Source organism: Flectobacillus longus (assembly GCF_030056705.1).
In the GTDB taxonomy this organism is placed as follows: Bacteria; Bacteroidota; Bacteroidia; order Cytophagales; family Spirosomataceae; genus Flectobacillus; species Flectobacillus longus.
Map to the genome: position 1 here is coordinate 133,071 of NZ_JASHIC010000025.1, position 14,930 is coordinate 148,000.

A 14,930-nucleotide genomic window follows, 5' to 3' on the forward strand; every position below is an offset into this window, starting at 1 on the left:
TTGCAATCCCAAATCCGAAGCTTATGGTACTTTCGGCTTTGGTTTTACCAAACGTACCAATTCAGATGAATCAAAAAATCAGAATCAAATTGAAGTCTTTTGACCACACTTTAGTGGACAAATCGGCTGAGAAAATCGTGAAGGCTGTTAAGGCTACAGGTGCTGTTGTTTCAGGTCCTATTCCTTTGCCTACAAAAATTGAAAAATTCACAGTTTTACGTTCACCACACGTTAACAAAAAAGCTCGTGAGCAATTCCAATTGTGTACTTACAAGCGTCTAATCGACATCTACTCATCATCTCCAAAAACAGTTGATGCTTTGATGAAATTAGAATTGCCTTCAGGTGTTGACGTTGAAATCAAAGTGTAGTTTACCTTGATTCCAAATCATAAAAAATCCCATCCAGACCAAGTCTCGATGGGATTTTTGTTTTAAGACATTTAATATTTTTTAGTTTTTCAGTGCATTTAACTCACCTTGCAAAAATGTCATCAATGATGCAATATGCTCTTTTGAAAAATCAAAAGGAATATTTGCCGCATTGTAGACTGATGCCATTGGCTTGGTATATCCCAGCTTCAGCGCATTCAAATAGCCTTCTAAACCTTTTTGTGGATTTTCTTTGTAGTTTTTCCACACACCTATGGCTCCTAATTGTGCAATACCATATTCGATGTAATAGAAAGGTAATTCGAATATATGTAATTGACGATGCCACATACTCGATTTGAAGGTTTCCAAACCAGACCAGTCTGTAATCGAATCTGTAAATTGTTCATAAATACGAAGCCATGCCTGTGTACGTTCTTCTGTAGTATGAGTCGGATTCTCGTAAATCCAATGCTGGAATTTATCCACAGTAGCTACCCAAGGCAAAGTACTCAAAATATCCTCTAAATGCTGAATCTTTGCACGACGCAATTCTTCCTCATTATCGAAATACACATGCCAGTAATCCATCGTAATCAACTCCATCGACATCGAGGCTAACTCTGCTACCTCCGACGGAAAATTACGGAAGGTATTCAAGGCTAAATCTTTAGTTACAATCGAATGAACAGCATGTCCGCCCTCATGTAACAAAGTAATCACATCGCGCATCAACGATGAAGCGTTCATGAAAATAAACGGAAAACCTGTTTCTTCTAAAGGATAATTATATCCTCCTGGTGCTTTACCAACTCTTGATTCCAAATCTAAGCGTCCCATTTGTTTCATCAAGGTCAAACATTCACCTAAGAATGGGTCAAGGAGCTTAAAGCAATCGATAGTTTTGTTAAGCAAATCTTCACCTCCATTGAACGGGTGCAAAGCTGGACGTCCTTTTACGTCGACACCTTTGTCCCAAGGACGTAGTGAATCTAATGCTAGCGTTGCTTTGCGTTCCTCTGCCAATTGATTCAAGATTGGCACAACTGTTTCTGCTACAGCTTCATGAAAATCAAAACAATCTTTAGGGGTATAGTCAAAGCGCTTTAATGAAGCAAAAGAATAATCGCGGAAGTTTTCAAAACCTGCATTCAATGCAATCTGATGACGAACGGTTTTGAGTTTATTGAAAACTTCATCCAATTTGTCACGATCCTGAATACGACGTTCTTGAATTTTGCGATAAGCCATTTCACGAATAGCTCTGTCAGCATTTTCTAAAAATACCCCCGCTTGTTGCAAAGTTTTAGTCTGACCATCTATCTCAACAGTCATTACACCCACTGTGCCTTGGTATTCGCTTGAGAGATTTTGGACTTCTGTAAAAAGACTAATATTCTCGGTTCTGAATATTTCAGTAGCTTTTTTGATACCTCTAAAAGTAATATTAAACGCTTCGGCATCTTCTCCTTCAGAAGTCAATATATCTAAGAAAGGACTTTCTAGCGTCTTTTTATTGAGCGTATCATCATAATTTGCCAGCTCAGGTTGGATTTCAGTCACGAACTGGTCAAAATGTGCTTTTACTTCTTTATCGGTAGTGTCACAAGTCATTTTGATATAACGCCAAGCAAAGTTCTCTGAAAGATAACTTTCTAGCTCAGAACGATCTTTCAAGAACTTTCTAAATTCTTCAAGTGTATCAATAGGACGTTCTACCAAATTATCATAAAATGGCTTTACGCTTTCTACGTTGGTTAGTTCAAAAGTATCTCCAAGAAAAGTACGTACAGGAGGAGTAGTCGATATAGTCGCAGTCATAATAATAGATTAAGATTGTTATGCTAAGTTAGCGTTTAATGGTAGGCTGTTTCAAGACATAATATACCTTTATTGGGGTTGCCTACTGCCCTTGCTATCCTCTAAACTAATAAACTTTCTACAACAAAGCAATCAGGTTCATCAACCAATCTGCCTTGAAGAAGAACCCTAACAAAGGTAGACATAGTGCACTTGCTAGTATATATTGAGTTGTTGAAAGAGATGTATCAAATTCGGTTTCAGCGTTTTTGAAAAATAAATAAAAAGGTATTTTCAAATAAAAAAACAAAGAAATTGCTGTGTTAAATAATCCAAAAATAAATAAAAGCAAAAGAATATGCTTTTGAGTATCTGCCGTTTGGTAAGCTTCCCAAAGTGCTGAAAAGATATTAAATTTGGCAAAGAAACCTGCCGTTGGAGGAAGTCCAGCAAGAGATACCAACGTAATTAATAATAATATGCCAAGTGCAGGATTTTTTCGACCTAAACCCTTAATTTGCACTATCTCAAAATCGTTCTTCGTTCCTAGATAAATCGCTAATAAATCAACCAAATAAAATGCTGCGAAGTTGGCAAAGAGATACGTTACTAAATAAAATACTAAACTTTTAACACTAAGCTCAGATAACGCCATCAACCCTATCAACAAAAAACCTGAATGGGCAATGGTAGAATAGGCCAATAATCGCTTGGCTTTGTTTTGCCATAGTGCCGAAAAATTACCAAAAGTAATCGTTGCCAAAGCTATCACGCCTGTAACGAGTCTTAGATCGTTGGGAACTGCCATATAAAAGCGTAACGCCACCAACATTGTAGCCACTTTGGGTGCGACCGAAAAAAAAGCAACGATTGGTATTGGTGCAGCTTGATAGGTATCAGGTGTCCAAATATGAAAAGGAGTAGCCGAAAGCTTAAACAAAAATCCTGCAATAGTCATGACAACTGCCACGGTGGTAGCCAATTCGTCAACCTGTGTGAGACCTCTGCTAAAATCAGGTGAAGTAATAGACAACGTTCCCGTCATGCCATAAAGTAATGACATTCCGTACAACATAATGGCTGAAGAGGTAGCTCCAAAAATAAGATATTTGATACCTCCTTCCGCACCAACTTTATCTTTGTTGATGGTCGTTAAAATATACGAAAGCAAGGATACCATTTCTATTACTAAATAAATCATCAGCAAATTGACAGACATTGTCATCAATTGTAATGCGATAATCATGGCTATAGCAATAGCATAAAACTCGTTGGGGAGTTGGTACTTGTTAATATGTATATGTAAAAGCATCAAAATTCCTGAAAGACTTATCAATGCTTTAAAGAAAATAGCTTTGGCATCAATAAAAAGCATTTTATCGAATAAAAAAGTATCATTTATAGCCGAAAATTGGTCTATTACTTGATACAAATTGATTAATAAAACAATTATTCCCGCTAAGGTAAAATTTGAAGTTGAGCTATTGAGAGAAACACGTTTTGAGGACTGTTGGGTTACAACTAAATCAGCAATAATAAACACAACAAAAACACCTGCCAAAAATGCTTCGGGAGTAATAATGCCAAAGCTGCTCAGGATTTGTAAAAGTTGCTGTTTTAAGTCCAAAATATTTGTCATCTTAATTCTACACAGAAAATCAAATTTCCGCTTTTGTTTGTTTTTATTTATATTTACTCATCAGAGCTAACTAATAACCATGAAGAGAAACACATTTTATTGGGTAATACAAATTATGAGTTGGTCTTTTGTAACACTAACTTCCTTGAAGTATAGTGGGCTGACCGACGAAACTACCATGTATAGATTAGCGTATGTTTGTACCTATATGGTGTTGGGTATGGGAATTAGCCATCTTTACAACTATATCCATGAAAGTTATGATCCCGAAAACTTTACATCAAACCAATTTATCATTTTTCCACTTCTAGGAAGTTTGACAATTGGCACTTGTTTTGCCTTTACTGACTTTATTTTTTATAATAGAAGCCGATACCTACATGGAGACATCGATGTTATGGATTCTATCTTCTTTGTGTTTGACAATATTTGGCTCGTTGTTCCGTGGTTCTTATTTTATCATCTTTATCGGTTTGTGCAAGTTCACGAAAGTCGTAGACAAAGAATCTTAGATGCCGAGAAAATGCTTAGAGTTATAGAACTTGAAAACCTCAAAAAACAACTTAACCCTCACTTTTTATTCAACGCACTCAACAGCATTAAAGCACTTACTATCAGCGATAGCCGTCAGGCACGTGATGCTATCATGCAACTTTCTGATTTACTTCGTCTATCGCTCAACCTTGGAGACCAACAAAAAGCAATGCTTAGCGAAGAGATAAAACTAGCTAAAGATTATTTAGCCCTAGAAAAAGTTCGTTTTGATAATCGTCTTCGGTATGAATTTCATGTTCAAGAAAATACTGATGACATCCTAATCATATCTATGTCCTTGAATACGCTTATCGAAAATGCAGTTAAGCATGGTATCGCCAAAACTAAAAACGGAGGTCTTATTCAAATAGAAATTACCACCCTCGGTCACGATGTAATTATCAAAGTTCGTAACACTGGACAGTATCACCCACAACCCAAAACAAGTGCTAATGGTATTGGGTTAGATAACCTTCGAAAACGCCTTGAATTACACTATGGTCCAAAAGCTTCTTTTTCAATTACTAACGAGAATGAAACTGTACTTGCGATGATAATAATGCCATTCTAAGTTATTTGTATAGGAACCAAACCTATACGAATAGCTTCATCAGCTCGTTTACTGCTTGGTTTGAGACATCAAAAACTAAGTTAGGGAATATCCCAAAAATTAAAGCTAAAATCGCTAAAGGTAAGAGCATTATTTTTTCTCTTGTATTCAAATCTACTAGTAGACTCTCTTCATATCTTGACCAGTATTTTCCGAAAAACATTCTTTGTAATGTCCAAAGAAAATACCCTGCTCCAAGAACTAAACCCAACACACCAAGTCCCGTAATCCATTTTGGAAAATACAAACTATTAAAACCTCCTATCAAGGTGAAAAATTCGCCTATAAAACCAGAAAATGCTGGCAACCCTAACGAAGCAAAAAATGCTATTGCTGTAAGGGCTGTGTAAACTGGCATTTTGGACGCCAAGCCCTGGTAACTATTAATACGGCGATCGTGTGTGCGACTATATAAAACACCTACTAGTACAAATAGCATTGCTGAAAGAATGCCATGCGAAAACATTTGGAACACTGCGCCATTAATTCCCTCATTTGTTAAAGAAGCTATTCCTAACAACACAAAACCCATGTGCGAAACCGACGAATATGCAATGAGTTTTTTGAGATCATTCATTGCCAAAGCATTATAAGCTCCATATAAAATAGAGATAACCCCTACAATAGCGATGACAAAAGCTAGCTCACTTGCTGCTTCTGGAAAAATAGGATAGGCAATCCGTAAAAGTCCATATCCACCAATTTTCAATAGAATACCTGCCAGTACTACCGACACAGGCGTTGGCGCTTCTACGTGCGCATCAGGCAACCATGTGTGTACAGGTACAGCGGGTAATTTTATTCCAAAACCAATTAAAAGAAATATAAAAGCCCAGCTACGCAAGCCCATTCCTCCAATGCTAATATTTGAGAAAATATGTAACCATGATTCTGGCAAGAAATTATTCGGGTCAGGCAAAAACCTTAAGTCAAAAGTATGCACCAATTGTTCAGAAGGAAGACGTCCTTCTGCCAACAAACGTTGAATCTCAGAAATCAAATTAGGTGTTACTTGTTCCAGTTCACTAATCAAACCTGTTTGTAAAGCTGTTTCTACAGGATCTATAGCCGATAAATACAAACCTATCATGACTACCAAAATAAATAATGAGCCTACCAAGGTATAAATAAAGAATTTGATAGAAGCATATTCTTTGCGAGGTCCCCCCCAAATACCTATCAAGAAATACATTGGTAACAACATAAATTCAAAAAATAGGTAGAATAAGAACATATCCAATGCTACAAAACAGCCTATTACCGAGCCTGTCAGAAGCAAATAGAGGGCGTAATACGCTTTTTCTTTTTGTCCTATCTCAAAAGACGAAATTGAGCCAATAAACATCACTAAGCCTGTCAGCAAAATCATGGGCATACTAATACCATCAACCCCAATCAAATAATCAATAGAGGCCACACCCAAACTCCCAAGCGGTAGGGTAATCCAGTCTTTTTGTACTAAAAATTGAAAACCTTCTGTATGTTGGTCAAATTGTAGATAAACCCATATACTCAAAAGAAATTCCACGGCAGTTACCCCAACGGTAATCCATTTGAAATATCCTTTTAGATTTTCAGGTAATAACAGAATTACTACTGAAAAAGCGATAGGTAAAAATATAAGTAATGAAAGTACTGACATCGTAACTGTTTTTTCCTCGCCTCAACGATTCGTTGCTCTTGACGAATTGAATTAATATATAAAGAAAAATATTAAGCCTAATAATCCCATTAATGCTGCAAATACATAGAGTTGCACTTTACCATTTTGTACTGCTCGTGTCATTTTACCAACGATTCCAATCCAACGAACTACGAATCCAACACCGCCATCAACAATTTTGGTATCGACCCAAGCCATAGCACGAGCGATTGTTTTTTGAGCAAAAGCCAGCTGGTTTACCCATCCATCAACCCAGTTGGTATCGGCATATTGAAAAAACCTTGCCAATAACATCGTAGTTTTTACAAAAAGCCAGTGATATAAATTATCAAAAGTTGGTACCTGAATATCAAAAGTTCTATTTCGAGTCAAGTATCCTAAAACAATTCCCAAACCAGCACTTGCTACAGAGGCATAGCCAATCCACGAAGAAGTTGGTAAATGAAAGCCATTATCTATAAAGTGCCAAAACCAAGCATGGTCAGCATGAAATGGATTCATCGCAAATACAATTCCCAATGATAATATGGCTAGTAAAATCAAAGGCCACGTTATTTTGAAAGACCCCTCATGAATATGCTCGAAAGGCACATTTTCTGCACGAAATTCGCCCATAAATACTTGCCATACTTGTCTGAACATATAAAAGGCCGTCATCACGATTCCTACAAAAGTAAAAATACCAATGATTTTGAAGTAACTGTTCATTTCTGCCAAATGAAATAAATTGGCGAGAATAGCATCTTTCGACAAAAAGCCCGAAAACAATGGCAACCCAGCCAACGAAGCGGCAAAGATGACAAAGGTGATAAAAGTTACAGGAAGTTTTTTTCTCAAACCTCCCATTAATCTCATATCCTGAGCATCAAAATCATGATGATGCGAAGCATGATGAAGAGCATGAATTACCGACCCAGCAGCTAAGAATAAACCTGCCTTGAAAAACGCATGGGTTAGCAAATGAAATAAAGACGTAGCAGTACCCAAACCTATCAACATCAACCCCAACTGAGAGATTGTAGAATAAGCCAAGGTCTTTTTTATATCAGTTTGAAAAATTGCATATATCGACCCTAGTAACATAGTTGTACAGCCAATCCCAGCAATCACCATAAATGCAACATCAGTAAAAACAGGTTGTACACGTGCCAATAAAAAAATCCCAGCAGCCACCATCGTCGCTGCGTGAATCAGTGCCGATACAGGCGTAGGTCCTTCCATGGCATCAGGAAGCCAAGTATGCAACGGAAACTGCGCTGATTTACCCACACAACCACAAAACAAAAGCAAGCCTGTTATCGTAGCCACTTCAGGAGTTAAGTTAGCTGGAGTTTGTCCTAATACCGCAAAACTCAAACTTCCCCAATAGTGATATACCATAAAAATACCAAGTAAGAAGCCCAAATCTCCCACTCGATTTACTAAAAAGGCTTTTTGGGCTGCTTGTGTTGCAGATGTTTTTTGATACCAAAACCCAATCAAAAGATATGAGCTCAATCCAACTAATTCCCAAAAAGCATATATTCCCAACAAATTGTCGGTCATGATAATACCCAGCATTGAGAAAACAAATAATTGGAGAAAAGCAAAATAACGATGTTTGGCAGGGTCATTCTCCATGTATTCCATAGAGAAAATTTGCACTAAGAAGGCAATAAAATTAACCAACAAAAGCATCATCAATGCTTTTGAGTCGAATAGGAATCCAAACACAAAATCTATTTGTCCTATCTTGAACCATTCGACACGTAGGTTGGTTGGCAAAGCCACACTCCTACTAAGCCCTATTGTAAGCAAAAGGTTTAATGCTGACAGCCCTGAGGTAATCCACCCAACAATATCTTTGCGACTCTTGCCAAGTCCCAACGAGATAGCAAATCCTGCTAGTGGAGTCAGTAATATAAACCAGAAGAGAGTTGCAGGAGTCATTCTGTAATAATTTCTATCATAAGCTGTTCAAAACCAAGATATTCAAGGTTTTATACTCATTTTCTTGGAAAATTTCTATTTTTACGCAAATATACGTGTCTATTTTCAATTAAGCCTAATTGTTTTGACATAAAATCTACTAAGTTTGTGGACTTAAAAAAATTATGTACTTAGCTTTCAGCTTATAGTCCCTGAGCAACGACATTAAGGGAGGTATTTGATTGTATAACCTTTTACAAACTAAGGAGGTTCAAACAAAGCCGACTAAGAGGTTGTTCATTACTCAAGCTCAACCACGAAATTCATGGAAAACGCAAAATCTGTTAACTCATCAAGAACAACAATTACTGAATTAATGATTCCTTCTTATGCGAACTTTGGGGGGAAAATCCACGGAGGAATTTTATTGTCATTGATGGACAAAGTGGCTTATGCCTGTGCAGCCAAACACGCAGGGACCTATGTTGTAACGGTTTCGGTCGATAACGTAGAATTTAAAAAACCCGTTGAGGTAGGAGAATTGGTTTCATTACATGCCTCTATTAACTATGTTGGGCGTTCGTCGTTAATCATTGGTATTAGAGTAATTGCCGAAAATATCAAATCACAAGAAGTAAAGCATACCAACACGTCCTATTTTACGATGGTCGCCAAAGACGAAGATGGTAAACCTACAGAAGTTCCAGGCTTAATTCTAGAGTCAGACGATGATATCCGACGATTTTTAGAAGCAATCAGAAGAAAAGAAATTAAAAATGCCTATAAAGGCTTATTAGATGATGCCAAAACTAGCATCGATATCGACCAAAATTTATACCTCCTACAAAACGAAAGGTGTATTGTGAAAAGAGACCGTGATATGGAAAGTCTGTGGTAATAAAGGTTGAATAGCTTTTCACTTTGGTGAAGAGCTATTCTTTTGTGATGTGCCGTAAAATATGCTATATTGCGAATTATATTTGCCCTGCTCAGTACCTTATTCAATAGACTATCATACTTTAAATAATGGCACAATCTTTTTCAATGATTAAACTACTACGCATAGTCTTAGTGCTTCTTGCGTTACTCGCTATCGGTTTCGTCGGAATGCGTTTCTATACCAAATCTTTCAGTCCATCCGACACTGCTGACTTTTCACATAATGGCTTAGAAATTACTGTCGATTACTGTCAACCAGCCAAAAAAGGACGCCTTATTTTTGGACCTCAAAACTCCAAAGCGCTTGTTCCCTACGGTAAATGGTGGCGTACTGGTGCCAACGAAGCTACTGTTATTAGTTTCAATAAAGACGTCCTTATTTCAGGAAAACCACTCAAGGCTGGTAGTTATACTATTTTTACCATTCCCGACAAAGATATGTGGACAATTATTATCAACGAAGAAGTGGGACAATGGGGACTATCTTATGATTCAACAAGAGATATTTTACATGCCCCTGCGGCTGTCATTAATAAATCAGATTCTGTCGAAAAATTCTATATCGATTTTAACGAACAAGGTAATGGTGCAGATATGTTGCTTCGCTGGGACAAAGTCGAAGTGGTAGTACCAATCAGAGTTCAGTAATACATTTACCCAAGCGTAAATCTTACATATAATTCAATATAATTTTCCCTAAAGCAACGCTAATACTTCATAGCCTGTCTTGATTATTAGTCGTTTACTTTTACTTAAAGCCACTGATATTTCTCCAGATTTTGATTTCTTCTAACAAATTTGTTTACCCAGGAAAGAAACTAACATAGGAAGACTTTCGTTAGAGCTTTACAAACTAAGAATATCTTAAACCCCAATCATGAAGAAGTTACTATCAAGTATTTTGTTGTTATTGACCTTATCAACAATCAGCTTCGCTCAGAAAGTTAATCCTGCCAAATGGACTTGGTCATTGTCAAAGCCCAATCCTGAAGTAGGCGAAACTGTCGATGTCATTTTTACTGTATCTATCCAAAAAGACTGGTATCTTTATTCTTCAGACTTTGATCCAGATTTAGGACCTACCGTAACCACAATTAAATTTACGCCAAACGATACTTATGAAACAGTAGGTAGCTTAAAAGCGATTAACCCTTCTAGAAAATTCGATAAGGAAATCTGGAATGGTGAGTATAGTTACTTTAAAGGTAAAGCAGAGTTTCGCCAAACGGTAAAAATTCTTAAAGATAAAATCAATATTGATGGTGCTTATGACAGTCAATCTTGTTCAGACGTAACAGGTATGTGCGTACCAATCAAGGGTGCATTTTTGATTGAAGCACAAAGCGCTACAGCTAAAAAAACTGACGATAAAAAACCTAATCTTGATTCGCTAAAAGCAGTAGAAGAAGCAGCCAAATTAAAAGTTGATTCAGTTGCTGTTGCGCCTACAGATTCTGTAGCTTCAGATTCAAGCGCTGTTTCAGGCAATTCGCTTACGGCAAGTGACGAAGAAAAACCAGAAGAAACATCGTTATGGGGCTTTTTCTTGTTGGCTTTAGGAGGTGGATTTGTAGCTCTTTTGACACCTTGTGTGTATCCTTTAATTCCAATGACTGTTTCATATTTCACAAAGCAAAAAGGTGGACTTCAGAAAGCCCTTTTATATGGCTTTTTTATCATTGCCATCTATGTGCTATTCGGAACAATCATCGCTTATGCTTTTGGGCAAGCAGCACCTAACTTCATTAGTACGCACTGGATTCCAAATATGCTGTTTTTTATCGTATTTGTAGTTTTTGGGGTATCATTCTTAGGTTGGTTCGAAATCGTTCTTCCGTCCTCATTTGTCAATAAAATCGATGCACAATCAGACCGTGGTGGTATTGGAGGAATCTTTTTCATGGCTTTCACTTTGGTATTAGTTTCATTCTCTTGTACAGGTCCTGTTGCTGGTACGATTTTGAGTCTTGGCTCACAGGGTCAAATTCTTCGTCCTATAATAGGTATGTTTGGCTTCGGATTAGCTTTTGCGATTCCATTTACTTTATTTGCCATTTTTCCAAACTGGTTACAAAACCTTCCTAAATCGGGTGGTTGGATGAACTCAGTAAAAGTTATTTTAGGCTTCCTTGAATTAGCATTAGCCTTGAAATTTTTAAGTACTGCTGATCAAACTTATCACTGGCATATACTAGATCGTGAAGTGTATCTTGCTGCTTGGATTGTGATTTTCTCATTAATTGGACTTTATTTATTAGGTAAAATCCAAATGCCACACGATAGCAAATTAGACAAAGTCTCAGTACCTCGTACTTTATTAGCTATTGCCGTATTGACATTTGTAGTATATATGATTCCGGGTATGTTTGGAGCACCACTCAAGGCTCTTTCAGGCTGGTTACCTCCAATGGAAACACAGGATTTTGTGATTGGTGGAGAAAGTAGTTCAGTAGCGACATCACCTAACGCAGATCCGAATTTTCCTAAAAAAGTAAAATATGATGAATTCCTAAAATTACCTTTAGGGCTTCACGGTTTCTTTGACTACAATGAAGCAGTAGCCTATGCAAAACAAGTAAACAAGCCATTGTTTATTGATTTTACAGGACATGGTTGTGTAAACTGTCGTAAAATGGAAGCAGCTGTATGGTCTAATCCTGAAGTAAAAAAACGCATTGAAAATGACTATGTATTGGTAGCGTTATATGTAGATGATAAAACCGAGCTCCCAAAATCCGAATGGTACAAATCTAAAGATGATGGTCTTGAAAAGACAACGATTGGTGACCAGAATCTTGATTTTGAAATCACTAGATTTAACGGAAACGCTCAACCATATTATTGTTTAGTTGATCCTAATAATGACTCAAAAACCCTTGTAAAACCAAGAGCTTATAACGAAAATATCGAAGAATTTATCAAGTTCTTAGAAGATGGTAAAGCAAAGTTTAACAAGAAGAAATAATAACAAAAAGGGATGCTAACAATAGCATCCCTTTTTACTTACCTCAACTAAGTTTCTTAAATAACCATATCAATAAGTTCAGGATAATTGTCAAAAGAATAGAGGTTGTTATAGGGACAAATAACTTAAAATTTTCTTTTTCTATTCGAATATCTCCAGGCAAATTACCCAACCAATTCCACCGATCTATTTTATCTGCTAAAAAGTAAATTGCAGCCCCACCTATCACCAGCACAATACCTACCAGCATAATGAGTTTTCCCAAGTTTGCATTCATATATTTGATAAATTGAATATCTTTTTCAAATAGAATATTCCTACATTTGATAGTGTTTACTTCCTGCTAAAATAAAACCTTTATTTAACGATCATTATGCAAGCTAACGAAATCCAATCAGCACTCGAAAAAAGTGTTGAGTACTATAAAAAATCCCTTTTAGAATATTCTCCTGAGCAATTTGTAACTAAGCCTAGTGCACAAGAATGGTCTATAGGGCAAATGTATGAACATGTCTGTATGTCAGCTCTTTATTTTTTCTATAAACGAGCTACATATTGCCTAGAACAACGTAATGGACAATTAGGCGGAGAGAAAAATAGCTATGGTGAAAAACAATTCAAATATAATAGCTTCCCGCCTACGCAACTCAAAATACCTGATGCACTCCAAGGACCTGAGCCTATTGCAAAAGCTCAAGAAACATATCTTGTGTTATTAGAGCAAATTATAGCACAAGGAAAGATATTAGCGGGGCAAATTCCTACCGATAATGGTGAATATAAATGCCTTCAACCTGCTTTTGGATGGCTAAATGCACATGAATGGTTTTGGCTAAACGAACAACATTTTAGACACCATTTACTACAAAAAGCAAGAATTGACACTTTTCTTGGTATTAATTAAAACTAATTTCTTCTTTATTACTTCGTTTTGGTAGGGTATTTGGTGTATAACTTTTCTGTATCATTATGACTTGATACCTCTCAAATCCAGAGCAAATATTTTCTTAGAGTTAAAATGGATTCTATTGCACTATATGAACAAAAACTCCATCAAACAATTAATACTATTTTAGGAATTAATGGAGTTTTAGAAAAAACGCATTACTCGAACGCCCAAATTGAAATACTTCATGCCTGGTTAGTTGGATTTTTCATTAGTGATTATGAAAAATATTTATCCAAAAATGCGTTACCTTTTGATCGTCAAAATCTCAAAATCACCACACAGCTTGTTTCTGAAGGAATGAGGAATATCTCTGTTGAGATCCTAAAGCAATACAAAAATTTTTATACGAAGTATCTCGAACTATATCAATTTGTTCCAAATCACTACGGTATTGTTCTAAAACAGAATACACAATCAAGACTTGGATTACACATCGAAATCCTTTTTAATCGACTTGAAATAGGACATTTTTTCATTTTAAGCAGAGTACTATCATCTATAAAAAAAGCTTTTTACGAGATAACAGTTATCCAAAACTCTTGGTCTGCCCAAAATCTTCAAGAAAAGATAAATAATTATTATTTTGAACAAAATGGGCCAGAATACGACCTTGAAGAAGCTATTGAGCAACTGGCCAATACAACACTTAGCCAATTATGAATACTATAATTAATTGCACAAAAAGCAGATAATTTTTATAATGAAACTATCTGCTTCTTCTAAATACCTATTGCGTTGTTTTCAGCATCATTTTTAGTCGATTGACCCCTTGAGACTCTTGTCGTTTTAATCGTTCTAATTCATCCTCAAAGATACTAGATTTAGCCTCTATAAAAATCATATTAGGATATGAGCAATATAACTCAAAGGATAAGCATACTCTCTCCATTTGATAATCTGACGTAATCACTGCTACAACTTCAGGCGAATACCTAGAAAGCACTCTTCTTGTTAATTGAATATCTTCCAAAAGATTTTCGCCTAAAACAAACTCTACAAAGTTCTCATGAGCTATTCCATGCTCTAAAAGAAAATTTTGCATAAGTTGTGCATGCGCATAGTCACTTGTATTAAAAGTCTCCCCAAATCCACCAGTACATAGAATATGAAAAGAGGGATTATTTTTTAAAAATTGAAGTGCTGTCAAAAGTCTATCTAATGCGATATGAGATAATTCACCATCAGGTGTGTTTGATGCTGCGCAAATAATCAATAATTTATTCATAGTGAATACGCTTTTATACCCAAAAGTTACCTAAAATTATTGAATAATAGATGAGAATTATCTTTAAAACGCCTAAACTATATCCTTATATAGTCTTACAATGCTCTAAATATTATGCCTGATATTGTACCTCTTTATAATATTTTGGAGCTTTTTTACTTTCCCGTATGATCGGGACACGTAGTCCGGGGCGGCAGCCTGCAATATCCTCAACGATACTGAGCCTTGTAAAACGCAAAAAGCCACTCTTTTGGAGTGGCTTATCTACTTTGTAATATTTTGGAGCTTTTTTACTTTCCCGCATTTGATTGCAGTATCATCAACGGT

The 14,930-nt window shown here is 36.3% G+C and carries 14 protein-coding genes; 7 read left to right on the forward strand and 7 right to left on the reverse strand.

From position 1 onward, the window contains the following. Positions 1–65: 65 nt before the first annotated feature. Positions 66–371 carry a 30S ribosomal protein S10 gene (gene rpsJ / locus QM491_RS18780; protein ID WP_044172971.1) on the forward strand — a complete coding sequence of 102 codons (306 nt, stop codon included), beginning with the start codon at positions 66–68 and terminating at the stop codon, positions 369–371. An 81-nt stretch (positions 372–452) separates the two neighbouring features. On the opposite strand, the gene QM491_RS18785 is transcribed toward rpsJ, so the two are convergent. Both QM491_RS18785 and QM491_RS18790 read right to left on the reverse strand, forming a co-directional pair. Next, positions 453–2,192 carry a M3 family oligoendopeptidase gene (locus tag QM491_RS18785; RefSeq protein WP_283329074.1) on the reverse strand — a complete coding sequence of 580 codons (1,740 nt, stop codon included), beginning with the start codon at positions 2,190–2,192 and terminating at the stop codon, positions 453–455. A gap of 118 nt (positions 2,193–2,310) precedes the next feature. Then, positions 2,311–3,810 carry an NADH-quinone oxidoreductase subunit N gene (locus tag QM491_RS18790; RefSeq protein ID WP_283329075.1) on the reverse strand — a complete coding sequence of 500 codons (1,500 nt, stop codon included), beginning with the start codon at positions 3,808–3,810 and terminating at the stop codon, positions 2,311–2,313. A gap of 79 nt (positions 3,811–3,889) precedes the next feature. On the opposite strand from QM491_RS18790, the gene QM491_RS18795 reads away from it, so the two are divergent. After that, a complete protein-coding gene (locus QM491_RS18795; RefSeq protein WP_283329076.1) occupies positions 3,890–4,915 on the forward strand; it encodes a sensor histidine kinase in 1,026 nt (341 codons plus the stop codon). Positions 4,916–4,937: 22 nt separating this feature from the next. On the opposite strand, the gene QM491_RS18800 is transcribed toward QM491_RS18795, so the two are convergent. Both QM491_RS18800 and QM491_RS18805 read right to left on the reverse strand, forming a co-directional pair. Beyond that, positions 4,938–6,596 (reverse strand): complex I subunit 4 family protein, encoded by a 1,659-nt coding sequence (locus QM491_RS18800; RefSeq protein ID WP_283329077.1) that lies wholly within the window; start codon positions 6,594–6,596, stop codon positions 4,938–4,940. Positions 6,597–6,647: 51 nt separating this feature from the next. Next, positions 6,648–8,546, reverse strand: a complete 1,899-nt coding sequence (locus tag QM491_RS18805; protein ID WP_283329078.1) for an NADH-quinone oxidoreductase subunit 5 family protein — start codon at positions 8,544–8,546, stop codon at positions 6,648–6,650. A gap of 304 nt (positions 8,547–8,850) precedes the next feature. Between QM491_RS18805 and QM491_RS18810 the strand changes: the two genes are divergently transcribed. From QM491_RS18810 to QM491_RS18820, 3 genes are all read left to right on the forward strand, one after another. After that, a complete protein-coding gene (locus QM491_RS18810; protein ID WP_166549579.1) occupies positions 8,851–9,423 on the forward strand; it encodes an acyl-CoA thioesterase in 573 nt (190 codons plus the stop codon). Positions 9,424–9,551: 128 nt separating this feature from the next. Further along, a complete protein-coding gene (locus QM491_RS18815) occupies positions 9,552–10,112 on the forward strand; it encodes a DUF2911 domain-containing protein (RefSeq protein ID WP_283329079.1) in 561 nt (186 codons plus the stop codon). A gap of 229 nt (positions 10,113–10,341) precedes the next feature. Then, positions 10,342–12,429 carry a protein-disulfide reductase DsbD family protein gene (locus tag QM491_RS18820; protein WP_283329080.1) on the forward strand — a complete coding sequence of 696 codons (2,088 nt, stop codon included), beginning with the start codon at positions 10,342–10,344 and terminating at the stop codon, positions 12,427–12,429. 43 nt (positions 12,430–12,472) lie between these two features. Here QM491_RS18820 and QM491_RS18825 read toward each other — a convergent pair whose 3' ends face one another. Continuing rightward, positions 12,473–12,706 (reverse strand): DUF2905 domain-containing protein, encoded by a 234-nt coding sequence (locus tag QM491_RS18825; protein WP_310589589.1) that lies wholly within the window; start codon positions 12,704–12,706, stop codon positions 12,473–12,475. A gap of 96 nt (positions 12,707–12,802) precedes the next feature. Between QM491_RS18825 and QM491_RS18830 the strand changes: the two genes are divergently transcribed. Together QM491_RS18830 and QM491_RS18835 are read left to right on the forward strand one after the other, a co-directional pair. Then, positions 12,803–13,333: a DinB family protein gene (locus QM491_RS18830; protein WP_283329081.1), complete on the forward strand. Its 531-nt coding sequence runs from the start codon at positions 12,803–12,805 to the stop codon at positions 13,331–13,333. 114 nt (positions 13,334–13,447) lie between these two features. Next, positions 13,448–14,038 (forward strand): DUF1016 N-terminal domain-containing protein, encoded by a 591-nt coding sequence (locus QM491_RS18835; RefSeq protein WP_283329082.1) that lies wholly within the window; start codon positions 13,448–13,450, stop codon positions 14,036–14,038. A 67-nt stretch (positions 14,039–14,105) separates the two neighbouring features. On the opposite strand, the gene QM491_RS18840 is transcribed toward QM491_RS18835, so the two are convergent. Both QM491_RS18840 and QM491_RS18845 read right to left on the reverse strand, forming a co-directional pair. Then, the gene (locus tag QM491_RS18840; protein ID WP_283329083.1) at positions 14,106–14,603 is read right to left on the reverse strand and encodes a YdcF family protein; all 498 of its coding nucleotides are present in this window, start codon (positions 14,601–14,603) and stop codon (positions 14,106–14,108) included. A gap of 112 nt (positions 14,604–14,715) precedes the next feature. Then, positions 14,716–14,907, reverse strand: coding sequence for a hypothetical protein (locus tag QM491_RS18845; RefSeq protein WP_283329084.1), 192 nt, complete (start codon positions 14,905–14,907; stop codon positions 14,716–14,718). Positions 14,908–14,930: the final 23 nt, after the last annotated feature.